25 protein-coding genes are annotated in these 26,466 nt (G+C 50.7%); 23 read left to right on the forward strand and 2 right to left on the reverse strand.

Features of this window, described 5'->3' with window-relative positions; genetic code table 11:
- Positions 1–29: 29 nt before the first annotated feature.
- The 4 genes from CBE73_RS14195 to CBE73_RS14210 all read left to right on the forward strand — a co-directional run bounded on the left by CBE73_RS14195 (position 30) and on the right by CBE73_RS14210 (position 5,448).
- Positions 30–1,088, forward strand: coding sequence for an ABC transporter ATP-binding protein (locus CBE73_RS14195; RefSeq protein ID WP_094094755.1), 1,059 nt, complete (start codon positions 30–32; stop codon positions 1,086–1,088).
- A gap of 82 nt (positions 1,089–1,170) precedes the next feature.
- Positions 1,171–2,319 (forward strand): ABC transporter substrate-binding protein, encoded by a 1,149-nt coding sequence (locus CBE73_RS14200; protein WP_094094756.1) that lies wholly within the window; start codon positions 1,171–1,173, stop codon positions 2,317–2,319.
- 4 nt (positions 2,320–2,323) lie between these two features.
- Complete coding sequence (locus CBE73_RS14205) at positions 2,324–3,997, forward strand: ABC transporter permease (protein ID WP_094096323.1); 1,674 nt, start codon at positions 2,324–2,326, stop codon at positions 3,995–3,997.
- Positions 3,997–5,448: an MBL fold metallo-hydrolase gene (locus CBE73_RS14210; RefSeq protein ID WP_094094757.1), complete on the forward strand. Its 1,452-nt coding sequence runs from the start codon at positions 3,997–3,999 to the stop codon at positions 5,446–5,448. The genes CBE73_RS14205 and CBE73_RS14210 overlap by 1 nt, the downstream gene beginning before the upstream one ends.
- A 153-nt stretch (positions 5,449–5,601) precedes the next feature.
- Here the strand turns inward: CBE73_RS14210 and CBE73_RS14215 are convergent, their stop codons facing one another.
- Positions 5,602–6,207, reverse strand: coding sequence for a biotin transporter BioY (locus CBE73_RS14215; RefSeq protein ID WP_094094758.1), 606 nt, complete (start codon positions 6,205–6,207; stop codon positions 5,602–5,604).
- A 119-nt stretch (positions 6,208–6,326) separates the two neighbouring features.
- On the opposite strand from CBE73_RS14215, the gene CBE73_RS14220 reads away from it, so the two are divergent.
- From CBE73_RS14220 to CBE73_RS14230, 3 genes are read left to right on the forward strand one after another with little or no spacing between them, the layout of a single operon-like run.
- Positions 6,327–7,181 (forward strand): energy-coupling factor ABC transporter ATP-binding protein, encoded by an 855-nt coding sequence (locus tag CBE73_RS14220; protein WP_094094759.1) that lies wholly within the window; start codon positions 6,327–6,329, stop codon positions 7,179–7,181.
- Entirely contained in the window at positions 7,166–8,902 is a 1,737-nt protein-coding gene (locus CBE73_RS14225) for an ATP-binding cassette domain-containing protein (RefSeq protein ID WP_094094760.1), read from the forward strand. Before CBE73_RS14220 ends, CBE73_RS14225 begins: the two co-directional genes overlap by 16 nt.
- 20 nt (positions 8,903–8,922) lie before the next feature.
- The gene (locus tag CBE73_RS14230) at positions 8,923–9,357 is read left to right on the forward strand and encodes a DUF1284 domain-containing protein (protein WP_094094761.1); all 435 of its coding nucleotides are present in this window, start codon (positions 8,923–8,925) and stop codon (positions 9,355–9,357) included.
- 288 nt (positions 9,358–9,645) lie between these two features.
- On the opposite strand, the gene CBE73_RS14235 is transcribed toward CBE73_RS14230, so the two are convergent.
- Positions 9,646–9,843, reverse strand: coding sequence for a YjzC family protein (locus CBE73_RS14235; protein ID WP_094094762.1), 198 nt, complete (start codon positions 9,841–9,843; stop codon positions 9,646–9,648).
- A 199-nt stretch (positions 9,844–10,042) separates the two neighbouring features.
- Here CBE73_RS14235 and rpsF point away from each other — a divergent pair, with 199 nt between their 5' ends.
- The 16 genes from rpsF (at position 10,043) to CBE73_RS14315 (ending at position 26,235) form a co-directional block, all read left to right on the forward strand.
- Entirely contained in the window at positions 10,043–10,327 is a 285-nt protein-coding gene (rpsF, locus tag CBE73_RS14240; RefSeq protein WP_068699101.1) for a 30S ribosomal protein S6, read from the forward strand.
- A gap of 39 nt (positions 10,328–10,366) precedes the next feature.
- Complete coding sequence (gene ssb / locus CBE73_RS14245) at positions 10,367–10,858, forward strand: single-stranded DNA-binding protein (RefSeq protein WP_094094763.1); 492 nt, start codon at positions 10,367–10,369, stop codon at positions 10,856–10,858.
- Positions 10,859–10,880: 22 nt separating this feature from the next.
- A complete protein-coding gene (rpsR, locus tag CBE73_RS14250; RefSeq protein WP_068699105.1) occupies positions 10,881–11,153 on the forward strand; it encodes a 30S ribosomal protein S18 in 273 nt (90 codons plus the stop codon).
- Positions 11,154–11,957: 804 nt separating this feature from the next.
- The gene (locus CBE73_RS14255; protein WP_094094764.1) at positions 11,958–13,727 is read left to right on the forward strand and encodes an ABC transporter substrate-binding protein; all 1,770 of its coding nucleotides are present in this window, start codon (positions 11,958–11,960) and stop codon (positions 13,725–13,727) included.
- A 70-nt stretch (positions 13,728–13,797) separates the two neighbouring features.
- The gene (locus CBE73_RS14260) at positions 13,798–14,760 is read left to right on the forward strand and encodes an ABC transporter permease (RefSeq protein ID WP_094094765.1); all 963 of its coding nucleotides are present in this window, start codon (positions 13,798–13,800) and stop codon (positions 14,758–14,760) included.
- Positions 14,761–14,772: 12 nt separating this feature from the next.
- Positions 14,773–15,702, forward strand: coding sequence for an oligopeptide ABC transporter permease (gene opp4C, locus CBE73_RS14265; RefSeq protein WP_094094766.1), 930 nt, complete (start codon positions 14,773–14,775; stop codon positions 15,700–15,702).
- A gap of 12 nt (positions 15,703–15,714) precedes the next feature.
- Complete coding sequence (locus CBE73_RS14270; RefSeq protein WP_229752787.1) at positions 15,715–16,722, forward strand: ABC transporter ATP-binding protein; 1,008 nt, start codon at positions 15,715–15,717, stop codon at positions 16,720–16,722.
- Positions 16,719–17,684, forward strand: a complete 966-nt coding sequence (locus CBE73_RS14275) for an ABC transporter ATP-binding protein (protein ID WP_094094767.1) — start codon at positions 16,719–16,721, stop codon at positions 17,682–17,684. The genes CBE73_RS14270 and CBE73_RS14275 overlap by 4 nt, the downstream gene beginning before the upstream one ends.
- 175 nt (positions 17,685–17,859) lie before the next feature.
- The gene (locus tag CBE73_RS14280; protein ID WP_094094768.1) at positions 17,860–18,879 is read left to right on the forward strand and encodes an LCP family protein; all 1,020 of its coding nucleotides are present in this window, start codon (positions 17,860–17,862) and stop codon (positions 18,877–18,879) included.
- A gap of 159 nt (positions 18,880–19,038) precedes the next feature.
- Positions 19,039–19,461 (forward strand): CBS domain-containing protein, encoded by a 423-nt coding sequence (locus CBE73_RS14285; protein WP_094094769.1) that lies wholly within the window; start codon positions 19,039–19,041, stop codon positions 19,459–19,461.
- Positions 19,462–19,581: 120 nt separating this feature from the next.
- Positions 19,582–19,884, forward strand: coding sequence for a MazG-like family protein (locus tag CBE73_RS14290; protein WP_094094770.1), 303 nt, complete (start codon positions 19,582–19,584; stop codon positions 19,882–19,884).
- Entirely contained in the window at positions 19,881–20,804 is a 924-nt protein-coding gene (locus CBE73_RS14295; RefSeq protein WP_244905489.1) for a DUF2232 domain-containing protein, read from the forward strand. Before CBE73_RS14290 ends, CBE73_RS14295 begins: the two co-directional genes overlap by 4 nt.
- Positions 20,805–20,816: 12 nt before the next feature.
- Complete coding sequence (locus CBE73_RS14300; RefSeq protein WP_094094772.1) at positions 20,817–22,793, forward strand: DHH family phosphoesterase; 1,977 nt, start codon at positions 20,817–20,819, stop codon at positions 22,791–22,793.
- Positions 22,790–23,236 (forward strand): 50S ribosomal protein L9, encoded by a 447-nt coding sequence (gene rplI, locus CBE73_RS14305; protein WP_094094773.1) that lies wholly within the window; start codon positions 22,790–22,792, stop codon positions 23,234–23,236. The genes CBE73_RS14300 and rplI overlap by 4 nt, the downstream gene beginning before the upstream one ends.
- Before the next feature lies 1 nt (position 23,237).
- Positions 23,238–24,599, forward strand: coding sequence for a replicative DNA helicase (gene dnaB / locus CBE73_RS14310; protein WP_068699124.1), 1,362 nt, complete (start codon positions 23,238–23,240; stop codon positions 24,597–24,599).
- A gap of 349 nt (positions 24,600–24,948) precedes the next feature.
- Entirely contained in the window at positions 24,949–26,235 is a 1,287-nt protein-coding gene (locus tag CBE73_RS14315) for an adenylosuccinate synthase (protein WP_094094774.1), read from the forward strand.
- Positions 26,236–26,466 lie beyond the last annotated feature (231 nt).

The raw sequence follows: 26,466 nt of genomic DNA on the forward strand, positions 1-26,466 counted from the left end.
CAGTTAACTGAAGCAAGGAAGGTAATGTCATGGATTTATATATAAGGGGGCTGGGAAAATCATTCGGCGGCATTACGGCGCTGCATCCCACCGATCTGACAGTCAAACAAGGCAAATTCACAACGCTGCTCGGCCCGTCCGGCTGCGGCAAAACGACGCTGCTGCGGATGATCGCCGGTCTGGAAACACCGGATCAAGGCGCCATCTCCTTCGGTGACGAGGTGCTGTTTGCCGGACCCGGATTAAAGGAAACGCCGCCGCATAAGCGCGGATTTGGCATGGTGTTCCAGGACTTTGCGCTTTGGCCGCATATGACTGTATTTGAAAATGTCGCCTTCGGCCTGCGGACAAGCCGCAGGACCAAGGAGCTCCGCGAAACGGTCATGGAGGCGCTGGAGAAGGTCAAGCTCGGCGGTATGGAGCATCGTTATCCGCACCAGCTGTCCGGCGGACAGCAGCAGCGGGTTGCTTTTGCCCGGGCGGCTGCGGTTAAACCACGCCTCGTGTTGTTCGATGAGCCGCTGAGTGCGCTGGATGCCGTGCTGCGCGAAGAAATGCGCGTCGAAATGATCTCGCTGGTGCGGGATATGGGGCTTACCGCTTTGTACGTCACGCATGACCAGATTGAAGCGATGTCCATGTCCGATGAGATCGTAGTGATGCAGGGAGGGCATATTCTGCAGTCCGGAACGCCGGAGGCGGTTTACGGCCGGCCGGTTGACCCATTTGTGGCCCGTTTCATCGGCAAGTCTAACTGGCTGGACCGGGAGAGCGCGGGGAGCGCAGACAGGGCCGGCTTGCCGCCAGGCTCGGAGGAGGTCGCTGCCGCTGCCGAGCCTGCTGCAAGTGAGCCTGCTGCGGGTATGTTCAGGCCGGAGCATCTCGGGTTAGAGCCGATTGAGGGCGAGTCTTATAAGATTTTTGAGGTGGAAGTGCTGCATGTAAGTTATATGGGAGACCGGTATGAACTGCATATCCGGGCAGCAGGGAAGCAGGAGGTATGGACCGCTTACCATCATAGCCGGGTTACCGAAGGCAGCCGCCTGACCGTTTATCTCCCGGAGAGCCGCATCATCGGTTTTGCTTGACCAGCTGGAATTGGGGAATCGCAAGGACCAGAAATCGCCGGCACAGCCGGGATTCTGAAGTAAACTTAGGGGGAATGAAACGATGTTGAATACGACACAAACCAGAACTACATTCAAATGGGGAAAAGGTGCCGCACTGGCACTTGCGCTGACCTTCGGGATGGCTTTGGCGGGCTGCGGAAACAACGCGGGATCTAATGCAGCAGCTAACGCGGCGGCAGCTTCAAACGGAGGCAATAACGCCTCTTCGAACACAGCGGCGGCCTCCGCTTCGGCTTCAACGGATACGGATAGCAGCAGCAATACGACAGCAGCATCCACGGACAAGAAACTTACCGTATACAGCGCAGGTCCGGAAGGTTTGGCTACCAAACTGATCGAAGGCTACGAAGCGAAAACGGGTGTCAAAGTGGAAATGTTCCAGGGAACCACCGGTAAAATTCTGGCCCGTATGGAAGCCGAGAAATCCAATCCGGTTGCCGACGTTGTTATTCTGGCTTCGCTTCCTTCCGCTCAAGGCCTGAAAGACGAAGGATTAACGCTGCCTTACCCGGAAGCTGTCAATGCAGATAAGCTGAACCCGGATTGGTCGGATGCGGATGGCAACTATTTCAGCACAAGCGCGTCGGCACTTGGGATTGCTTATAATACCAAGCTGGTGAAGACGCCGCCAACCTCCTGGGAGGATCTTACGAAACCCGAATTTAAAGACCAGGTCAACATTCCCGATCCTTCGCTGTCCGGTTCCGCACTCGACTTTATGACCGGTTACCTGAGCGTTAAAGGAGACAGCGGCTGGTCTTTGTTCGAGAACTTCAAGAAAAATGGCGTAGCCATGGCCGGCGCCAACCAAGAAGCTTTGGATCCGGTAATTACAGGAGCTAAAGGTGTCGTAGCCGCTGCCGTTGACTATATGACTTACTCTTCCAAAGCTAAAGGCGAACCGGTCGATATCGTTTATCCGAAAGACGGAACGGTAATTAGCCCTCGTCCGGCAGCCATCCTGAAATCAACTCAGCACGAAGCCAACGCCAAAGCGTTTATCGACTATCTGCTGTCCGACGAAGCGCAAAAGATGGTCACCGACGCTTATCTGCTGCCAGGACGTACAGACATTAAAGCGGACAACCGCGCCAATCTGGATGAAATTCCTCAATTCAAGGTCGATTGGGACTATATGAACAAAAACGGCGCAGACATTACTGAAAAATTCACGCAAATGTTTAAATAAGATGATAAAGTCCTTGTCTTTAAAATCCTTCCGCGCTTGGTCGATTGTCCTGGCCTTGCTGGTACTTACAGTTTTGATCGTTGTGCCGCTGATTGAAATTTTTATTCAAAGTGTGTATCGGGACGGGGAGCTGCAGTGGTCAGCTCCTTTCCGCACGCTGGCTAATTCCGGACTCGTTCAGGTCATGCTCGGCTCCGTCTGGCTTGGGATCTGCGTCATTGCCGGTACAACGGTACTGGCTTTGCCGCTGGCCTGGGTGATGACGAACACGCGGATCGGCCGCTGGAAGTGGCTGGACGTCGTGCTGCTGATTCCTTTCATGACCCCGCCTTATATCGGGTCTATGGGCTGGATCCTTTTTATGCAGAAGAACGGCTACCTGGAGCAGCTCATCCCGGCGATGTCGCATATCACGCCTTATTTCTTCACGTTTGGCGGCATGATGCTGATTATGAGTCTGCATCTTTTTCCCTTCCTTTATCTGCTGCTGCGCGGTGCGCTTGAGCGGATCGGGGGCAGCATGGAGGAAGCCGGGGCTGTCATGGGAGCGCCTTTCTTGTACCGGTTCCGCCGGATTGTGGCTCCGCTGCTGCTGTCCGCGTACGGCATGGGCGCCATGCTGATCTTTGTTAAGACAATCGCCGAATTCGGCACGCCCGCTACCTTTGGAAAAAGAATCGGATACGAGGTCATGACCTCGGAAATCCATAAATATATCTCCAGCTGGCCGATTGACTTCGGCAAAGCGACGACCTTGTCTTCGCTGCTGCTGACGGCCTGCCTTTTGATGTGGTACGTGCAGTCCGTGCTCAGCCGCCGCTTTACTTACAGCCTGGTAGGGGGAAAAGGCAGCCGCCGCAGCGCCTTGAAGCAAAAAGGCCTGGCGGTTTGGCTCAGCGCTATTTTTGTGTTTTTGCTGCTTGTCATTTCGATCGGTGTGCCTTATTTCTCCATCCTGGCCGCTTCGACCATGAAGCTCCGCGGCGTGGGCCTGGCCTGGAACAACTGGACGCTTGATTATTATAAGCAGCTGCTTACCTGGGGCACGCCAAGCATGGAGGCGCTGATGTCGAGCATCTGGATTTCGCTGGCAGCTTCCACGGTAGCCGTTGTACTCGGCACCTGGTTTGCGCTGGTCATTCAGCGTTCCCGCAGCCTCAGCCAGCGGTCGGTGGACCTCTTCAGCCTGCTGCCCAATACCGTCCCGGGCATCGTCATGGTCGTGGGACTGATCCTGCTCTGGAACGCGCCTTGGATGCCGGTTCACCTTTACAACACATACGGCATGGTGATCCTGACCTACGTAATTTTGTTTGTACCTTATACCGTTCAATACGTCAAAAGCGCAGCCGGCCAAATTGATGGTTCGTTATTTCAGGCGGGCCAGGTGTTTGGCGGACGTTCCTTTTATATTTTCAGGCGGGTGATGCTGCCCTTGATCATTCCGGGGATGCTTTCCGGCTGGATGATGACCTTTACGATTGCGTCGCGGGAGCTGGTGGGCTCGCTGCTGATTCTGCCGCCTTCGGTTCAAACCTCGGCGACCTATATTTACGCTCAATTTGAACAAGGGCAGGTATCGCTCGGCATGGCGATGGCTGTTGTATCGGTGGGCTTCACTACCTTGATGCTTCTAATTATCGAGAGCCTGGGCTCCAGAAGAAAGTGGAATGCATAATGATGAAACTGCATATTTGGGGAGGGGCGGGCGAACACGGCCGCTCCTGTTATTTAATCGCCGGTGAAAGGCACCAGATTCTGCTGGACTGCGGTGTGAAAAAAGAAGACGAAGGCCAGTATCCGCTCCTTGATCCCGAAATCATCCCGCAGCTGACGGCGGTATTTCTGTCGCATGCTCACGAGGATCACTCGATGGCGCTTCCGTTATTATATAAATACGGCTACAAGGGAGACATCTGGACGACGAAAGCTACCGTAGAGCAGTTGAGCAGCTACTTTGCCAGCTGGCGCCGCTATGTGAAGGAACGGGGGGCAGAACTGCCTTATACGGAAGAACAAATCGCCGCGTTGAGCTTTCGTGATCTGGAAGATCTGGCCCCTGCCTTGCAGTGGGCGGATCTGGATCTGGACGAGGAGCAGAAACTGGATCTGGAATCGGATTCCGACTCCGACTTGGACAGCGTTGGAGCCGCTGCCCCCAACCTTCCAAGAATTCGCTTGAAGTGGGGGAGAAGCGGCCATCTGGCCGGATCTGTCTGGCTGCGGCTGGAGGTTGAGGGCCGGAGGATTTTTTTCTCGGGGGATTACAGCCGGGAGTCGCTCCTGCTTGCTGCCGATTCGCCGCTGGAGGGTGAAGCGGGGGAGGGCGGAAGCCCTTTTTCAAAGGGAGCCGTACACCGTGTACACAACCAAGCCGCCGATCAGGCCAAGCCGTCCGGTTATGCGGCCGATTTGGTTATCATGGATAACGCCTACGGCAGCGATGAGGAGCCGCAGGAGACCAAGCTGCGAGAGCTTGAGCGAGCTGTCCGAAACACCCTGGAATCAGGCGGGCATGTGCTGCTGCCGGTTCCCGTATATGGGCGGGGTCAGGATTTGCTGGTCTGGGCCAGCGAGCGGTTAGGGACTTACAATCTTATCGTGGAAGAAAAAATCTGGAACGGCCTGCAGCGTTTGCTGGAGCAGCCGGTCTGGCTGCAGACAAAAGGGCGTGAACGGATCCAGCAGGCTATTAACAGCAGCGCAGGCCGGGTTATTTTACCCCATAATGATGAGGAACGTTTAGAAGCTTTGAACGAAAAGGGGCCTTCTGTAATTTTCACTGCCGACGGAATGATGGAGTCTCCACGGGCCCGCTGGTATTTCAAGTATTTGGCGGATCATGTCCGGAATACGGTGATCATTACAGGACATGCAGCCCGGCATACCTTTGCCCAAAATATACTGGAGGGGGGTATGGAGGAGGCGCGATGCAAATTTTTTAATATCCGTTATAAGGTCCATCAGGGGTTATCCGATGTAAGAGAGATGCTCCGTGAGGTACCGGCGGAACAGACCGTGCTGGTCCATGCCTCCAAGCCCAAAACCGATGAAGTATGCGAGGTTCTTGCGGGAGAGGGTTATCGACGAATCCATTCGCTGAAGCCTGGAGCAGAACTGATGTTTTAAAGAGGACTGAGTTTGGGCTACCATTAAAATGATAAAATGTACGGTAAAATAGAAATGTACAGTGAGATAGAATTACAAAAAGCCGCGTTCTCACGCGGCTTTTTGGTATGGCGTGAAACTTGATGCTAATGCGGGGATAGAACTTCGAAACGTTTATTTTCCTATAGAATCCGTCCGCCGACGGACAGCCTCATAGCCGTGCCCGGTTAATCGTTCAGGCGGGAACATCTGCCGGAGAGACAAAATAATAACCGTAGCCGCTGCCGCTTTAATCATGTCGCCCGGAATATACGGGTACATTCCGGCCACGATCGCTTTGGATAAGGTAAAACCGGCCACATGCCCGAGCCAGAGTACGCCGGTTACATACAAAAGAAACGAACCTAAGCACATGATCAGAAATATAAATAATCTTTGCAGCCAGGCGTTTCCCTTTACCTTACGCACCAGCAGGCCGATAATCAGCGCTGCAAAAGGCCACATGACCACGTACCCTCCTGTTGGACCCAGCAGGACAGCGAAACCGCCTTTACCCTGAAGCAGCGGGAATCCGACTGCAGTCAATACAACAACGATCATGATGCTGAAGAATCCGTACCGCGGGCCGAGCAGACCTCCGGCAAGCAAAACGGCCAAGGTTTGAAGCGTAATCGGCACAGGTGTAAAGCCGAGCGGGATGCTGACATAACCAAATACCACGATAAGCGCGGCGAATAAAGCGCTGAAGGCCACCCCTCTTAAAGATAATGCTGCAGACAATTGTCACATCTCCTTTATTATGCTAGAGTAGTTATCAAATCTTATTGTCAACTTAAACTATAATTAAAGGTTAACAATTCGCATTGTAGCATGCTTGTAAAGGAAATGGTAGATCAATTATGAATTTTCCGACGATCATTTTTAAATTGGAACAGGTTACCGTTGATTATGTGAGCGATACATCAGGAAAACCAGCCCTGAACGAAGTGTCTTTTGAAATCCCCCAAGGTTCTTGGACAGCTGTGATTGGTGACAATGGCAGTGGGAAAAGCACGTTATCCAAAGTGTTATCCGGGTTTATTCCGGTATCCGGGGGACGAAGGGTCCTTGCAGAAGGGCATACGGCATACGCGGTGCTGCAAAATCCGGAGACCCAATTGCTCGGGGAAACGGTCGATGAAGAATTGCAGTTAAGTCTGCACGGTCTTACAGATATGGACGCCCTTGAGAAGGAGAACCGAATGCGGGAGCTGCTGGACGAGGTCGGTTTGTCGATTCCGCTGGATAGGCCGGTTAAGCATTTGTCGGGCGGACAGAAGCAGCTTCTGAACCTCGCATGCTGCCTGGGGGCAGGGGCGGACTCGATTCTGTTCGACGAAGCGACCTCCATGCTAGACCCCGGCTCCAGGAAATCCGTGCTGGAGGCTGCCGACAGACTCCACCGTCTTGGAACAACCATCTTGTGGGTCACGCACCGCACGGAGGAGCTGTGTTTTGCTGATCGAATCCTGCTGCTAGAACAAGGCCAGGTCAGCTTCGACGGGACGACGGAGCAGTTTTTCTACGGCCAGCAGGATCAGGAGGAAGGAGGGTACAATCCCGGAGTGCCAAGCCCTTGTGAGCGGTTCGGTTATGAGCCGCCATATGTCGTGCAGACAGTCCGGAGTCTGCATAAGCGCGGGTATATGCCACAGGCTCGGCCCCTGTTTCCGGCGCAATTGAGCGAGGCGGTGAAACGATGCCAATTACAATAAAAGATGTGGCCGTATACGCTGACCGGCAGCGTTCGCATGCTCTATTAAGAGATATCGATTGCGTCTTTCCAGACGACCGCTCTTTAACTCTGATCATTGGAAAATCCGGCTCCGGCAAGACGACCCTGCTGCGTACAATGGCCGGGTTAATGCCGATCGGCAGCGGGAATGTCTATTACGATGAGCTCCCTTTGTGGAACAACAGACGGCTGAATCGTGCGGCTTTACTGCGCAGTTCCGTTGCCTTCCAATTCCCTGAGCATCAGCTGTTTGCCCGTACGGTACAGGGGGAATTTGACTACTCCCTTCGTCCATACCGTCTCCCGAGGCCGGACAAACAGCGCCGCATTTCCGCTGCGCTGGACGGTCAACACCTGCCTGCCGAGTTTCTTGCCCGCGCTCCTTTCACATTAAGCGGAGGACAGAAGCGGCGGGTCGCGCTGGCCAGCGTCATGGCAACAGAAGCGCCTTGGCTGTTGCTGGACGAGCCGTCAGCCGGGCTGGATGCCAAATCGGTCCTCCGGCTTAAACAAGAGCTTGTTCAATGGAAGGAACGCGCCGGCATCGTCCTCGTTACTCATGAGATGGATACCTTTCTGTCCATAGCCGACCGGGTGCTTATTCTCGATCAAGGGCAATTAATAGCTGATCTAAAGCCGGAGGAGCTTGCCGCGAATCCGCAGGTGCTCCTTGAGACGGGCATTGGCTTGACAAGCCACATGGAGCTTGCGCAGTCGCTTAGGGAGGCAGGCCTTCCTGTCCCGGAAGACGCCGTCACTCCGGAGCAGATGGCAGACGTGATTGAACGGGAGCTGCGGGGGGAGGGGCTATCGACGGACCCGGAATCTCCGCCCGCGCCGGCCGCCTTTCCAGCCCTGCACAAGCCTCATAAGCTGAACAAGCATACTTCTACTTCGGAAGATAAGGCAGGAAACGGCATCATGGCCAAACGGCACAAGAAAGGCTTGTACAGCATGGACGCGAGGCTCAAATGGCTGGTTTATATGCTCATTTCGGCTGGCATCATCCTGCAGTCTAGATGGGCTGGCACAGGAATCGCTTTTTTATGTGCGGTTTTTTGTATGTATTTTCTGATGCCTGAGGATCGCCGCAAGCTGCTCCGTATGTCCAAACCGCTTTTATGGCTTATGGCTGTCACCGTACTTATTGCGGGGGTTCAGCTTCATGGGGGGCAAGGAACCGGAGGGAGGGGCGGCATCGGCTTTTCCTTTGTATCCGCAGGTGATACGTTCCGGAGGCTGCTTTTATTTTTCGAAGTGACGATCGTCGCTTTGATCTTTACGCTCTCCACCAGTACCTCCGCTATGAAGCAAGGGCTGGCGATTTCGCTGCGCCCGCTCAAACGGGTCGGGGTTCCGGTCGATATGCTGGCCTTGTCCGCTTCGCTCGTGCTGCGGTTTATTCCGCTTATTATCGAGGAGGCGGACCGGTTCTCCACTATCGCAAGAGCTCGCGGCAAACGGACGAGCCGGGGAGGGAACCTGGACGTTCGGGATATTCCCGCGTTTGTGATCCCGCTGTTAATTGCTCTGTTCCAAGCTGTTGAGGAATGGATTCTGGCGATGGAGATCAAGGGGGCCGCTCTCCTGGAGCTGCAACCAGCATCTTTGGGCCGCGATAAACGCTGGGAAAAGCTGGCACTGATCACTGGGATTACGATTTTTGCGCTGCTTTTTCTAATCCGAATCTATGATATATAAGGAAAAAGGGGGCAGTAAGAATGGAAATTCGGCTGCGCGGACATCACCTGCTTTGTCTGGCCGGATACCGGGGAATGGGCTACTCCCCTGATTTTACAAGGAATATGACCGCTCTATACGAACGTCTGCGAAATTCTCCTTCTTCGTTGGTGACGTTAGTGGAAGGTCCTGATGACCTTTGCCGCTGTTATCCTGAGGACAAACCCAACCATTGCAGGGAGGGGAGGGTATACGACCGGGATCAGGCCGTTTTGACTCGGCTGGGTTTCACACCGGGGGCACGCATTGCCTGGCAGGAGGTGATGCAGAGGATGCAATTGTCGGTGACGCCGGAGGATATTCCGCAGCTTTGCACGTCCTGTCCGTGGCGTTCGTATGGCGTATGCGAAGAAGGGGTGGCGCGGATCGCGTCCGGCCAGGGGCTCGCCCCATTGCCTGACAACATTAAGACGTAAATATGCCGATAAATAAAAACAGGACCCTGAAGGGTCCTGCGGACGGCGCCTGCTGATGGAAATTCTATTCTCACAAAAAGGAACAGGATGCAAACTGCCCGATAAAGCAGTCCTGCCGTAAAGCCAAAACTTTGCGGTTTATCCTCTATATCCAAGCTTTGTGGCTAGACTCCTAACAGTTCATGAAAAGCGACTTGATCCAACGGAACCACACCTCTCTTGTTAAGCGCCGTCTGAAGTTTAGAATAACCCGGAGATGCCGATCCTATTCACTGGGGCAGAAAAAAATTAGTGAACCAGCGCTTTCTCGGCCTTTTTCCACTTGCGGTTCTTGTTGGTGGTATCCGGGAAGGTATCGCCCTTCTTCAGCGTGACCCGTTTCGGATTCTGAATCTGCGTGTGGAAGCTTCGCGCTTCGCCCACCTCGGTGTAAATGCCGTCGTTCGGCGCTTTGTCGCCGGGTTCAAATTCGGTGCGTTCGCCCATCGTTATCGTCTCCTTTAACAATAAGGTTGAGTTGCCGTTATAGTGTGTTCAGAATAAAGGAAGTCCATGACCGGACAAAAATGTAAACTTGCAAGGCGGGCTCTAATTTGTTATATTATTATAGTTCGAGATTATGCTCGTTCCTTGCTCCTAACAGCAAACCTGATTAGGGGCCTTAGTCCAAGAGGAGGTGAAACAAATGCGCAAATACGAAGTAATGTACATTATTCGTCCAGACGTTGAGCAGGAAGCTGTTCAAGCTGCTGTGGAGAAATTCCAAGGCATCATCCAAAACGGTGGCGAAATTACAAAACACGATGTTATGGGTAAACGCCGTCTTGCGTATGAGATCAACAAGTTCCGTGATGGAGTATATGTATTGGTAAACTTTACTGCTACTCCAGACGTTGTCAACGAGCTTGAGCGGATCATGAAGATCTCTGACGAAGTTATTCGTTACCTGATCACTAAAGACGTTGCTTAATAACGTTTTGTAATAGGACTACCCAAAGGAGGGACCTGGATGTTGAACCGTGTCATTCTGATCGGCCGGCTTACCCGGGATCCGGAGCTGCGTTATACGCCATCCGGCGTTGCGGTAACTCAGTTTACCATCGCAGTGGACAGACCTTTTACGTCGCAAGGCGGAGAAAGAGAAGCGGATTTCATACCGGTCGTAACGTGGAGACAGCTTGCTGAAACTTGTGCGAACTACCTGCGCAAAGGGCGTCTGACTGCTGTAGAAGGGCGCATTCAAGTACGTAACTATGAGAATAACGAAGGCAAACGTGTTTACGTCACTGAAGTTATTGCTGATAATGTTCGTTTCTTGGAGTCGAGCCGTGAAGGCGGATCAGGTAATGGTGGTGGCGCGCCGCGGGAAGAAGCCCCTTATAGTGGCGGCGGAAACCGCAGCACGGGCAATAACAGCGGCGGTTACTCGCGCGGCAATCAGGATCCATTTTCCGACGACGGGAAGCCGATTGATATTTCGGATGATGATTTACCATTTTAACTTGGAAAGGACTGAATAGGACATGGCTTTCAAACAAAGAGAAGGCGGAGACAACGACAAAAGACCAGCTCGCCGCGGCGGCCGCAACAAACGTCGTAAAGTGTGCTACTTCACTGTGAACAAAATTACTCACATTGACTATAAAGATACTGAGCTGTTGAAGAAATTCATCAGCGAGCGCGGCAAAATCTTGCCACGTCGTGTAACTGGCACGAGCGCGAAATATCAACGCCTTTTGACAATCGCTGTTAAGCGTTCCCGTCAAATCGCATTGCTTCCTTACACTACTGAGTAATTCTTGTAGGAAGATAGAAGACATCCCTGTCATCGTTGATGATGGGGGTGTCTTTTTTTGTGCAGTTATTTAAGATAAAGCAAAGTAAAATAAAGGTGTTGGTTAAATCCGATTCTTCCTGAGAGTCTGAGAGGTCTGAAGAGATGTAAGGTTTCCTTCCGGATATGTCTATATTTAGACGCTTCATAGAGAAAACGTGTTAAATGTCCTCATATGGTGGACATTGTGATATACATGAAGGACGTATGAAACTAACAAGAAATGCATGGATATAAAGTAAAATTGCCAATTATAATGCATTATTATTCATAAAATATGATATTTAATTATATCTGCAGTTCTGGACAGAAGGACAAATTCTCTTAAAAGTATCAATAAAATCAATGGAATCAAGCTAGCTTAAAAAAAAGTTGATCAAGCGATCAAATTTTTTTTTGTTAAAACTGAATAAAATAGCTTGGAATTTTGGTAACATTCATGTATATTAATTACTAAATCCGAACAATCACATGGTCAATTAGCTGGATTTTAAGCACTTAACAGGTTTAAGTTAGCTTGATGAGATTTTCGGTATCTTAGATTATTGACCTATGGTTATTTATTCAATTATCGCTAGGAAAGCAGCAATAAGTCTCTTGATCCAGGTTATCAAACCAAATAAACCCAAGTAAAGAAATAGGTTTAGTTGTGTAAAGATAACTTACATTAATCCGCGAGTTCTGCTCGTTGGCCCCACTTGGATATATTATTTTCATAATATATTTTCAAAGACAAAAGCTTTTATTCGAAAGAGGAGGATCATGAATGACAAAGAAATGGAGCTTACTGGTTGGTCTGGTATTAGCAACATCAATGGTGCTCTCGGCATGCGGCGGAAGTAATAACAATGCAGCTCCGAGCAATGCACCGGCTTCGGCAAATGCAAGCAACGCAGGGGAAAGTACAGAAGCAAGTGCAAGCAACGATTCTAATGATGCTGCCGGTAACGCAAACGGCATAATCAAAGCCTCCGATATGTCGCTGCTTCCAGCAAATGCGGCAGCCCGCAAAGACACGTTGGTTGTAGGGATGGTCGCTCCACAAGGGATCTTTAACCCTCTCTTCTCTTCTACGGTTTATGACAACTATGTAAATGACGTAATTTTCGATACGTTCATTACAGTGAAAGCAGACGGCAGTTACGAAAACAGCCTGGCTGACTCTGTAGAAATTACTAATGATAATAAAACTTACACGTATCACTTGAAACAAGGTGTGAAATATACAGATGGCACGCCTGTAACCGTTAAAGACTACTATTTTGCATTGAAAGTGATGCTGGACCCTACCTATGACGGTGAATCGGATTTGACGCTGGCTAACATTGTAGGAACCAAAGAATATAAAGAAGGCTCCGCTACAGAGATCTCTGGCGTAAAAATTATCGACGATAACACGATTCAAATCGATGTAACCGATTATGACGCCTTGACTCAAGTTTATCTGGGTACAATTCCTTTCGTTTCTGAAGCTTATTATGGCAAAGGCTTCAAGAAAGGCAGCCTGGATTCCATTAAATCCTTGAACTCGAAACCACTGGGTAGCGGCCCATACGTATTGAGCAGTTACAAAGCGGGCCAAGAAGTTGACTTTACAGCTAATGCTGATTACTTCAAAGGCGCTCCAAAAATTCCGAACCTGATCTACAGAGTAACTACCGAAGGTACTAACCTTGCTTTGATTCAATCCGGTGAAACGGATATGGACAACATCACGGTATCACCGGACAACATTGAGGAACTTGAAGCTATGGGTTTTGTTGATGTAAATATCCTGCCTAACAACGGCTACGGCTACATCGGTATGAACCTTAAAGAAGACAAGTTCGCGGACCAAAAGGTTCGTCAAGCCTTGACTTACGGCTTGAACCGTAAAGACATCGTAGAAAGTGTCTACGGCGATTATGCGAATGTCATTGATATTCCAGAATCTAAAGTATCTTGGGCTTATACAGACGAGAACATCACTCACTACGATTTCGATCCAGAGAAAGCTAAACAATTGCTGGACGAAGCTGGATGGAAAGTAGGTTCCGACGGTATTCGTGAAAAAGACGGCAAGAAGTTTGAAATTAACTTCTCGGCAACTGCGGATAACCCAGTCGTAGACGCACTTCTGCCGATCATGACTCAAAACTATAAAGATTTGGGTATCAACTTGAAAGCTGAAACGCTGGACTTCAATGCCATCATGGACAAAGCAGACAAAGGCGACTTCGATATGTACTTTGCAGCATGGGGCTTGACTCCGGACCCTGACAATACCGTTTATATCACAAATGGTGCACAGAACCGTTTCGGATACTCCAATGCTACCGTTGATGAGCTGATGGCTAAAGGCAGAAAAGAGCTGGACCTTGAGAAACGTAAAGAAATCTACAAACAAATGTATCAAGAGCTGAACAAAGATGTTCCTGCCATCCTGATGTATCAAAGAACAAACATGTATGGCATCAGCGGCCGTGTAAGCGGATTTGACCTTTCGCCGTATAAAGATTTCGATTTGAGCTTGTATCAAGCAGAGCTTCAACAATAAAACATCACAAGGATATGCTCAGCTCCATTAGGAGCTGGGCATATCGATTTATAAGCCAGGAGGAATTAAAATGAGGCAGTATATCATCCGGCGTCTTCTGCAGTTGATTCCTACGCTGATTGGGATCTCAATTATTGTGTTTGCGATTTCGGCAATGGTTCCGGGGGATTTCATTACGGCGAAGAACAATCCGAATATGACCGCAGAGAAAGCAGAGGATCTCAGGCACATTTATGGTCTGGATAAACCGGAATACCAGCGATATTTTATTTGGGCAGGCAACATGCTTAAAGGAAATATGGGGGACTCTCTGCAGCATAAGATGCCTGTAACCTCGGTCATCAACACTTATGTCTGGAACTCCTTTATTATTGCTTTCGCAACCTTGATCTTAAGCTGGATTATTGCAGTGATTACCGGGGTATTCTCGGCCAAATTTCAGTATTCCTTTTTTGATAGGATAGTCACACTGATCGTATTCTTATGTATGTCACTTCCTTCGTTCTTTATAGGTCTCTTATTAATTAAACTATTTGCACTGGATTGGAAGTTATTCCCGGTAGCTGGTATGACCACAGCCGGACTGAATGCTGGCGGATGGGCTTATATCAAAGATGTAGCTTATCATATGTTCCTGCCGACAGTTGTATTAACCATGCTTAGTACAGGCAGCCTTACCCGATATTTCCGGGCGGGCATGCTTGAGGTAATCCGTCAGGATTATATCCGGACAGCACGAGCAAAAGGACTTAAAGAGGTTACGGTTATCTTCAAACATGCGCTTCGAAATGCATTGCTGCCTGCCATCACATTGCTTGGTTTTGAATTACCGGCTTTGTTCAGCGGTGCGATGATTCTGGAGAAGGTTTTTGTTTGGCCGGGTATCGGGCAAGTTTACCTAGAATCCATTAATATGCGGGATTATCCGTTTATGTTAGGTTTTACGATCTTTTTGTCCGTATTAACACTCCTGGGTAATCTGCTTGCCGATGTTCTCTACGGAATTGCAGATCCAAGAATTCGCTTAAAGTAGGAGGAGGTCCAGATGTCCTTGGAGGCAACATCAGTAGATATGAATACTCAAGTACCAGCGAAACCAGTTAAAGCCGATTCTCCGTGGAGAATTGCGGTTCGTCGATTTATCCGAAACAAACTGGCTTTTGCCGGACTTATCATTGTTATATTAATGTTTTTGATCTGTTTCTTAGGCCCACTATTTTCGCCCTACAATTTGTACGATTATAAATTAACGGATAAGAATTTGGCACCAAATGCCGCTCACTGGTTTGGGACAGATAAACTGGGAAGGGATATTTTATTGCGAACCATGCTCTCCGGCCGGATTTCCTTAACGGTAGGGTTGGTTGCAACGATCATTACGGTTTTGGTGGGAGCTACGCTTGGTGCGGTGGCAGGTTTCTATAGAGGTTTTGTAGACACCTTCATCATGCGTATTGCGGATATTTTCTCTTCGATTCCGAGCGTGCCTATTTTAATTATTTTCGGTACGGTTCTGTCGGACTTGAAGGTAGACCCCGCTAACCGGATCTATTTCCTGATGTTAAGCATAGGCATTTTGAGCTGGATGGGTCTTGCGCGGCTTGTTCGGGGACAAATCCTAACGCTTCGGGAACAGGAATTTATGGTGGCGACGGATGCATTGGGGCTTAAAGATAACCGTAAAATTTTCCGTCATCTTCTGCCGAACACGATTCCGATTATTATCGTTTCTGCAACTTTGAGTGTAGCGGGCGCGATTCTTGCCGAATCTGCACTAAGTTTCTTGGGGATCGGTGTTATCCCTCCAACGCCATCATGGGGCAACATGATCTCTGCGGCTAACAATCTGATTGATTTCCGTAAGAGACCTTGGCTGTGGATTCCGCCGGGCATGTGTATCCTGATCACAGTAACAGCGGTCAATCTGATTGGTGACGCCCTCCGTGATGCCCTTGACCCTAAAATGAAAAAGTAGGAGATACGATCTATGGCTAAACAAATGGTGGATACCAAGACACTTGTCGAATTTAAAAATTTGAAAACCCACTTTCATACATCGGCCGGCGTCGTAAAGGCGGTTGATGATGTAAGCTTTAGCATAAGAGAAGGCGAAACCCTCTGCGTAGTAGGGGAATCGGGCTGCGGTAAAAGCGTTACAGCGATGTCTTTGATGAGACTGATTGAGACGCCTCCGGGAGAGATTGCCGGCGGAGAGATTTTGTTTGAAGGCACTGATTTGCTGAAGCTCAGCAAAAGAGAAATGAGCCGGCTTCGCGGCAATGAGATCGCGATGATCTTCCAGGAGCCGATGTCTTCCTTGAACCCGGTATTAACCATCGGGGAACAAATCTCCGAGCCTTTGCTCATGCACAAGAACATGAACCGCAAAGAGGCCAAACAACGTGCGATCGAACTTATCACGCTTGTAGGGATTCCGCGTGCGGAAGAAATCTTCCATGCTTATCCGCACGAACTGAGCGGCGGCATGCGGCAGCGGATTATGATCGCAATTGCGCTGAGCTGCGATCCCAAGCTGCTGATCGCCGATGAGCCGACAACGGCGCTCGACGTAACGATTCAAGCCCAGATCCTGGACTTGATGCGCGATATCAAAACCAAAGTCAATACGTCCATCATGCTGATTACGCATGACCTCGGGGTCGTAGCCGAGATGGCGGATTTTGTAGTCGTTATGTATGCCGGTAAAGTGATTGAGGAAGCGCCGGTTATCGACTTGTTCAAAGATCCTCAGCATCCTTACACCAAAGGTTTGCTGAAAGCGAAACCCGTTCTGAACCAGAAGCAGGACCGTTTGTATTCGATCCCTGGCCAGGTTCCAAACCCGGTTGAGCTCGGCAACAACTGTCATTTCCATGACCGCTGCGAGTTCTGCATGGAAATTTGCAAAACGAAAGCGCCGCCGCTTCGTACGCACGGCGAAAGCAAACATAAGACAGCGTGCTGGCTGTATGAAGAGGAGGGGAAAGTACAATGACAGAAGCTTTAGTTGAAGTTCAGAATCTTAAAAAGTACTTTCCGATCACCGGAGGTGTACTCTCTCGTACAGTCGGAAATGTTAAGGCGGTTGACGGGGTTACTTTTACGATCAACAAAGGCGAATCCTTTGGTCTTGTAGGCGAGTCGGGCTGCGGAAAAAGCACGATTGGCCGTACGCTGCTTCGCTTGAATGACAAGACGGATGGCAAGGTGCTGTTTAAAGGTCAGGACATTCATCAATTGTCCAAACCAGAGCTTAGATCCTTACGTCCAAAGATGCAAATCGTCTTCCAGGATCCGTTTAGCTCCCTAAACCCTAGAATTAAAATTGGGGAAGCCATTGGGGAAGCGCTGCTGAGCCACGGTTTGGTAGACCGCAAGGATTTGAAGGACCGTGTAATGGAAACTTTGAAAATTTGCGGCCTGGCTACTTATCATTACAACCGTTATCCGCATGAATTCTCCGGCGGTCAGCGTCAGCGGATCGGGATTGCCCGCGCCCTGATTCTTAACCCTGAATTTATTGTGGCTGACGAACCGGTATCGGCGCTTGACGTTTCTATTCAGGCGCAGATTATCAACCTGTTGAGCGATCTCCAGGAAGAGAAGCAGCTGACTTATTTGTTTATTTCTCATGATCTGAGTGTCGTGGAGCACCTATGCAACCGTGTAGGGGTTATGTACTTGGGATCTATGGTAGAAATGGCAAGCAAGGAAGATCTGTTCAGCAATCCGCTGCATCCTTATACGAAAGCTTTGATGTCGGCGATTCCGATTCCGGATCCAACCTTGAAGCGTGAACGCATCGTGCTTCAAGGCGACTTGCCGAGTCCGGCTAATCCGCCGTCCGGCTGTAAATTCCATACCCGCTGCCCGCTGGCGACGGATTTGTGCAAACAGCAGGAGCCGGAGTATCGTGATGTAGGCAACCAGCATTTCGTGGCCTGCCACTACGCTTAACGTTTTAATCTTCAATCATTCGTCATAAATAGAGAGGGGTGCTGGTTCTTTTGCCGTATCCTTCTCTATTTTTTCCTCTTTTTTTATTTCCTCATCCATTGATAGGGGTTACAATGGTAGATAAGTGTGTTTTCCAGACAGAATCGATATAGGTTATAGCTTGGAGGATTTAGGTATGGAACAAAGAAGGAGCACCCGCAGAAAGAAGAAAAAGAGCAGGAGGTTTCTTGCGATTACGCTGTTCGTGCTGATTGTTGCCGGCGGGGGAGCCTATGCATTTCGGGAGAGCCTAGCCTTGGCGGCTTTTGATTTATTCTTGTCAGGCAGCGTAGAGAAGCAGCTTGAGAAGTCATACGCACCTCTAGAGAGTGAGGCACCAACGTCGATTCCGGTTAAAATAGAAAAGAGCGCTCCTTTCACAGCGCTGCTGCTGGGCGTCGATCAAAGGGACGATGAGCCGGCGCGTTCGGATACGATCATCTACAGCGTAGTAAGACCTGAAGACTCCCGTGTGCTTCTTGTATCCATTCCCCGCGACACCTATGTAGATATTATCGGCAAAGGTACACAAGATAAGATCAACCATGCCTATGCGTTTGGCGGCGAGAAGATGGCCAAGGATACGGTACAGCATTTCCTGGGGTACCCGGTTCAATACTATGCGGCCATTAATTTTAACGGGCTTAAAGAGGTTGTTGATGCGCTGGACGGTATTGAGCTGCCAATCACGAAAGATATTGTGAACAAGCAGGCGGATCATGAGAAGTTTACGATTAAGGCCAATCAGCCGATTTATGACGGTGTGGATGCGCTGAATTATGTGCGTTACAGGGAAGACAGTGATTTCGAGCGGACCAAACGGCATCAAATTTTTCTGAACGCCTTTGTAGATCGGGTATTAAATTTAAATCAGGTATCGAAAATCCCGCAGTTAATCGACATTATGGGCAAAAATTTCAAGACGGATATGCCGCCGTCGATGATTATTGATCTGTCGAAGCAGATGCTTACAGGCAGTCATCCGCAGATGAGCAGCTTTACGATCATGGGTGAAGGCAAACGGATCGACAACATTTTCTACGATGTGGTTAACGAGGATGACCTCGCTTTCGCCAAACAAATGATTGAGAATTGGACCGATCCGGATACGACTGTGAATGAGCTGCTGCTGCCGGAAGCGAGAACTCAGAACTGAATGTTTGCTCTGGAGCGCTCATAGATATATAGTGAAATTAGCGATGAAGCAAATGAACTTCGGCAGTCCGGGATCGGCTGCCGATTTTTAGCTAAAGCGCTGAAAGGCAAAATTTTAAATAAAAAGCAAGACGCAAGAGGTTAGGGAGGCACTTCTTTTATGAATATTGCGTTTTTTTTACTTCCAAAAAGCGAAGTAGCTGCAATGACGGAAGATTCTACGCTCAGGCAGACGCTGGAGCGAATGGAACATCACCGCTATACGGCCGTTCCCATCCTTGATAAAGAAGGCGAATACGTAGGAACGGTGACTGAAGGAGATCTGCTCTGGTATATGAAAAATTCGAACGGCCGTGTTCATTTTGAGAACGCTTCGAAGTTTCTGCTCAAAGACGTGCCGCTTCGTGTGCATAATAAACCTGTCCGCATAGACGCGGATATGGAGGATTTGATTAATTTGGCCAAAGTGCAGAACTTTGTCCCTGTCGTGGATGACCGCAACCGGTTCATCGGGATTGTACGCCGCAGCCAGATTATTGAATACTGCGAGAAACTGGTGACCAAGGAATCCCAGTCCCATTGAGCCCAAAGCCTTGAAAATCGTGGTGCTTCCACAAGGCAGGCGACTTCTTAAGCATCCGGTATTTATGTTATAATCGGGAATAAAGCTTGTTCCCGCTGGAGAAAAGGAGCGTTCTCTAACATGCCTAAAGAAATGGATGTTGCCAAACGTGCAAAAGTCATTGAATGGCTGAAGACGGAGGTTGTGGACCACGTATCCCGGTTGTTCAAATCGTTATGGGAAGGAAGCAGTCTGAAAGTGGTGGACAGCTTGGCCAGTCTGGTGGTCAGCTGCTATATTTTGGGCCGCCGGTTGGGGATTTCTTATGGAGACCTCGATGCAAGCATTGTAGAAAAGCTGAAAAAACATAAACAAGAAGGTCACCAGCTGGAGGATTGGTATCAAGATATCTCCGCCCTGGAAGAACATATGCGTAAGAGGTGAACATATTGAAATTGCGCTGGACATCCATCGCTTGGAGCATCGTTTATTTGCTGCTGCTCCTGTCTTTAAAATCTCCATTGATTGTGATTACTTCATTTTTTATGCTGCTGCCGGGTTTGGTGTTGTTTACGCTGCTGCCGATCCGTTCGTTTATCGTGCATATCATACCGGTGCTCGTGATCGTGGCCTTGCTGGCCGGACCGGCTTATGTCCTGTTATCGATCTACTTCCTGATTCCGTCGATGCTGATGGGGCTTGCTTACAAGCGCAGGGCAGCTGCTTTTAAAGCGATTGCGATTGGCGCAGGCGCAATCCTCGTGGAATTTCTGATTATGCTGCTGCTCAGTAAAGCATTGTTTGATTTTAATTTATCAGAGCTGATCGAGAGCACCTTTAACATGACGGCAGCTCCTCTTGAGGGGATGTCAGGAGAAACGGTAGCCGGTTCCATGGGCTTAACGTCCGATGCGATTGAACAGCTGTCGCAATTGACGGTAAGACTGCTTCCTTTTACCCTTTCGGTCTGTGCGCTCGTCATTGCCTGGGTAGGGCATGCGCTGGCGCGGCCAACACTTGCCAGTCTGGGCCAGGTCGTTCCCAAGCTGCAGCCGCTGAGAACCTGGAGACTTCCGCGTTCCTTGGTATGGTATTACCTCGTGGCGCTGCTGCTTAGCATGTTCGTAGGAAGCGGATCCGGGTTTCTAAATACCGTTCTGCTGAACATGATCCCGATGCTCGGGTTCTGTTTCATGATTCAGACGGCAAGCTTCTTCTTCTTTCTCGCTTATGAACGCAAGTGGAATGCATTTATTCCGATTGTGCTTATCATTGTCATGTTGTTCTTCCAGCCGCTGCGGATTATCGGCATTTTGGATATTTTATTCCCGCTTCGCGACAAGATTTCCAGATCTGGACGATAAGGGTGAGAAGGCATGCCTAAACTATTGCAAAAAAGATGGCACGGCTACCAGTCCATTTGGGCCTTTGCCCTGCTGCTTCTGCTGGTCATCTTCATTTCGGTGTACAATTGGGCGCTTGGGCTGATCGGGCTGGTGCTTGTATGTGTACTGGCTTTTACGATGCTGAAGGCTGAACGGCGGTTCAGAACCGAGCTGGTCAATTATGTGACCGATTTGACTTACCGAATCAAGAGGGTAGAAGGCGAAGCGATCAGCCGGCTACCATTCGGGGTTATTCTGTACAGCGAGGACCAGACGATTGAGTGGCATAACCGGTTTATCTCCGGCGTGTTTGATCGTAATACCGTAGTCAATCAACCCTTAAAGGAACTGCTGCCTCAGCTTCCGCAGCTGAGCAGGAAGGATCAGGAACAGGCGGCAATGGTCGCCGAGGTGCTGGTCAATGACCGGTATTACCGGCTGACGATCGTGCCGGACGAACGGCTGATTTATTTTCAGGATATTACGGAGTTTGCGATCCTGCGCGAGCGTTATGACAATGAACGTCTGGCGCTGGGCATCGTGATGCTCGATAATCTGGACGAGGCTTCCCAAGGCATGGATGACCAGCAGCGCTCTGCGCTTATTGCGCGTATGACAACGCTGCTCACCGATTGGGCGAAGCAGTACCGGGTCTACTTGCGGAGGTTGTCGTCCGAGCGGTATCTGATGATGCTGGACCATAAGGCGCTGCAGGAATTGGAGCAAAGCCGGTTTGTGATTCTGGACGAGGTGCGCGAGACGACCGCGGACCTGAAGGTGCCGGTGACGCTGAGCATCGGCCTCGCTTTCGGGACCGAGCATATCAGCGAGCTGGGCGAACTGGCCCAGTCGAGTCTGGATATGGCGCTCGGGCGCGGGGGTGACCAGGCTGCGGTGAAAGCCGGTCAGCGGCTGTCCTTCTACGGCGGGAAGTCGAACGCCGTAGAGAAGCGGACGCGGGTGCGGGCCCGCGTCATTGCGCACGCACTGCGCGACCTGATGCAGGAGAGCGACCGGGTGATCATTATGGGCCACAAGATGCCCGATATGGACGTCATCGGGGCGTCGATCGGCGTGATGAAAGCCGCCGATCAGTACAAGGTGGAGGCCCATATCGTGCTGGAGGGCAGCAACCCGGGCATCGACCGAATGATGGAGCGGATCAAGCAGGATGAGCCGCTGGCCCGCCGATTCATTACGCCGGATCTGGCGCTGGAGATGATGACCGAGCATACGCTGCTGGTCGTCGTAGACACCCATAAAGGCTCGATGACGATCGAGCCCCGGATTGTGGAGCGGGCAAGACGGGTCGTGGTGGTGGATCACCACCGCCGCGGCGAGGAGTTCATTAACGATGCGGTGCTCGTGTATCTGGAGCCGTATGCTTCTTCAGCTTGTGAGCTCGTCACCGAGCTGCTGCAGTACATTCACGAGAAGGTTCAGCTGAGCCCGCTGGAGGCCACGGCCCTGCTGGCAGGCATTACCGTGGACACGAAGCATTTTGCGCTTCATACTGGATCACGTACCTTTGAAGCGGCAGGTTTCCTGCGTCGTAGCGGAGCCGATACGGTGATGGTGCAGCGGATTTTGAAGGAAGACCTGCAGGAATACATTGAGAAAGCCGAAATTATTAAACATGCACGTATGATCTACGGCCATATCGCTCTGGCGGTAACCGAGCCTAACCGTAAGCTTCCGCAGCTGCTGATTGCCCAGGTGGCAGATACGCTCCTCAATATGACGAACGTGCTTGCTTCCTTTGTCATTAGTGAACGCCCGGACGGCCTGATCGGCATCAGCGCCCGTTCGCTGGGCGGCATGAACGTCCAGGTCGTTATGGAGCGGCTGGGCGGCGGAGGGCATTTAACGAATGCGGCGGCCCAATTGGAGGGCACTCAGGCGGAAGCCGAGGAGAAGCTCCTGGCCGTACTGGAATCTATAGATAAGGAAGAGGGGTTATTCGAATGAAGGTTATTTTTCTGAAAGATATGAAAGGCCAAGGCAAAAAAGGGGAAATTAAAGAAGTATCCGAAGGATATGCGCAAAACTTCCTGCTTCCGCGCGGCGTTGCCAAACCGGCAACGGAAGGCAATGTGAAGAACCAGGAAATGCAAAACCTGTCTGAGCAAAAACGCAAAGCCCAGGAGAAAGAGGATGCCATCGCCCTTGGTAAGAAGCTGGAAGAGACAGCGGTTAACCTGAAAGCGAAAGCCGGCGAAGGCGGCCGTCTGTTTGGGGCCATCACAAGCAAGCAGGTTGCCGAGGCCTTGCAGAAAGAGCACGGAATCAAAATCGACAAACGTAAAATTGAAATGCAGGACCCGATCCGCACCTTGGGTGTAACCCAGGTGCCGGTGAAGCTTCATCCGGATGTGAAATCGACGATGAAGGTACACGTCGTGGAGGAATAAGATGGGCGGAGATCTGATGATTGACCGGATCCCGCCGCAAAATCTGGAAGCGGAGCAGGCCGTGCTTGGCGCGATTCTGCTCCAATCCGAAGCCCTCATCACCGCAATGGAACGCGTTCGGGATGAGGATTTTTACAATACGGGCCATCAGCTCATCTATGAGACTATGGTCGAGCTGGGCGAAGAGGGGAAACCGATTGACCTGGTGACCCTCACGGCCCGTCTTCAGGACAAGGGTCAGCTTGAGAATATCGGCGGGGTCAGCTATTTGGCCAAGCTTGCACATGCTGTGCCGACTGCGGCTAACGTGGATTATTACGCCCGCATTATCGAAGAGAAGTCGATGATGCGCCGTTTGATCCGGACGGCCACGCAAATTGTCAGCGATGGTTATACAGGCGGCGAAGACGTCGGCGATCTGCTCAGCGATGCGGAGCGCCGCATTCTGGAAATTTCCAACCGCCGCTCCGGCAGCGGCTTTATCGCTATCCGCGATGTGCTGATGGAAGTATTTGAGAAGGTCGAAACGCTCCATCAGAACCGGGGAAGCACCACCGGGGTTTCCTCCGGGTTCGTCGATCTGGACCGGATGACCTCCGGCTTCCAGCGCTCCGACCTGATCATCGTAGCGGCCCGTCCTTCCGTAGGTAAGACCGCCTTCGCCCTCAACATCGCGCAGAATGCGGCGGTAAGAGGCAAAGAAACCGTAGCTATCTTCAGTCTGGAGATGAGCGCGGCCCAGCTGGTGCAGCGTATGATCTGCGCCGAAGCAAACCTTGACGCGAACGTTATGCGGACTGGTGACATCAAAAGCGATGACGATTGGTCGAAGCTGACGATGGGCATTGCCGCTCTCTCCGAAGCCGAGATTTACATCGACGATACGCCGGGCGTAACGGTGGCCGATATCCGCGCGAAATGCCGCCGCCTCAAGAAAGAACGCGGCCTCGGCATGATCGTCATCGACTACCTGCAGCTCATTCACGGCCGCGGCAAAGCCGGCGAGAACCGGCAGCAGGAAGTCTCTGAAATCTCGCGTACGCTGAAGCAGATCGCTCGTGAGCTGGAAGTTCCGGTCATCGCCTTGTCCCAGCTCTCCCGGGGTGTGGAGCAGCGGCAGGACAAACGTCCGATGATGTCTGATCTTCGGGAATCCGGTTCGATCGAGCAGGATGCCGATATCGTAGCGTTCCTGTACCGGGACGATTACTACAACCAGGAAACCGAGAAGAAGAACATCATCGAGATCATCATCGCCAAGCAGCGTAACGGTCCGGTCGGGACCGTCGAGCTGGTGTTCTTGAAGAATTACAATAAGTTCGCCAATTATGAGCGGGCGCATACAGATGCATTTGCGGGCTGACGTTTATCGTCAGGCCCGTTTTTATTTTCCGGGAAATTGAAACGATATTCAAATTCTTCTAACCCTGTACATACGGTATAATGTCACATAGAAACGGAATAAGTAGTTGTATTTCCGAACAATGTCAACAACTGGGTCCGGAATGTTCGCTTTTTAATTTGACTTTGAAATTCCGGACTGGTACACTTAAGTTGCTGCCTCAATGTGGCAGATCGTTAAAGCGAATTAAGTGGTTCAGGAGAATACCGGGGCAGGGATGCTTCAGGATTCTTTTGTCTTGTCATGGATTTATTTAGGCTTGTTATGGCATAGAAAATTAGATGCGTAAAGCATTCGCGGAGGTATGTACATGTCGACAGTAGTTGTTGTGGGAACGCAATGGGGAGACGAAGGTAAAGGCAAAATTACGGATTATCTGGCAGAGAGCGCAGATGTGGTGGCGCGCTACCAAGGCGGTAACAATGCCGGCCACACAATACTGATTGACGGGAAGAAGTACAAGCTGAGCCTTATTCCGTCGGGTGTTTTTTATGAAGATAAGCTTTGCGTGCTTGGCAACGGAATGGTGATCAATCCAGAGGCGCTGCTTCAGGAGATTGCTTATGTCCGGGAGAATGGATTTACAGCGAATAATTTGAAAATCAGCGACCGTGCGCACGTGATCATGCCTTATCATATGGTACTTGACGCGCTCGAGGAAGACCACAAAGGGCCAAACAAAATCGGCACAACCCGCAAAGGGATCGGTCCGGCTTACATGGATAAAGCGGCGCGTACGGGCATCCGGATCTCCGATCTGATGGACCCTGAAGAGTTCGAACTCAAACTTCGCCATCTGATGGCTGAGAAAAATCGTATCATCCAGCAGGTTTATGGCGGCGAGCCGCTGGATGTGGAAGAAACCCTGCAGAAATATCTGGACTATGCGGAGCAAATCCGTCCTTACGTAGCTGATACTTCGGTCGTGCTTAACGACGCGATTGACGAAGACCGCAAGGTGCTGTTTGAAGGCGCCCAGGGCGTCATGCTCGATCTCGATCAAGGCACGTATCCGTTCGTAACATCTTCCAATCCTTCGGCTGGCGGTGTCTGCAGCGGCTCCGGCGTCGGTCCGTCCAAAATTAAGCAGGTCATCGGCGTTGCCAAAGCTTATACGACCCGCGTAGGCGACGGTCCGTTCCCGACCGAGCTGTTTGATGAAGTAGGCGATCAGATCCGTGAAACCGGACATGAATACGGCACCGTAACCGGACGTGCTCGCCGCGTAGGCTGGTTCGACAGCGTCGTTGTCCGACATACCCGCCGCGTCAGCGGTTTGACCGGCTTGTCCCTGAACTCGCTGGATGTATTGACCGGCTTAAAGACCGTTAAAATTTGCACCGGCTACAAATACCGCGGCGAAGTAATCACGCATTACCCGGCGAGCCTCAAAATGCTCGGCGAATGCGAAGCGATCTATGAAGAGCTGCCAGGCTGGTCCGAGGACATTTCCGGCGCTAAAACGCTGGCAGATCTGCCGGAGAACACCCGCCGCTATGTGGAACGTGTGTCCGAGTTGACCGGCATTCCGATCGCAATCTTTTCCGTTGGCCGCAACCGCGAGCAAACGAACCAAGTATTGCCGATTTATATTTAAGTTCTATCTAAGAATGATAAGTTTAAGTTTTCTGATCAAGCCGCAGTCTTTCTTTAATAGAGAGGCTGCGGCTTTTTTGCAGGCCAGGGTTGGTAATGGAAGCAAGCAGATAATGTCAGTAATGCTGCTAATGCTGCTAATGCGGATAATGCCGATAATGCCGCTCATTTACGCTGCGTATTCTTACACGACGGACGTAACCTTTTGCCTCCCGGCTGGCACCTGTTAATG

This window comes from Paenibacillus physcomitrellae (genome assembly GCF_002240225.1).
Taxonomy (GTDB): Bacteria; Bacillota; Bacilli; order Paenibacillales; family Paenibacillaceae; genus Fontibacillus; species Fontibacillus physcomitrellae.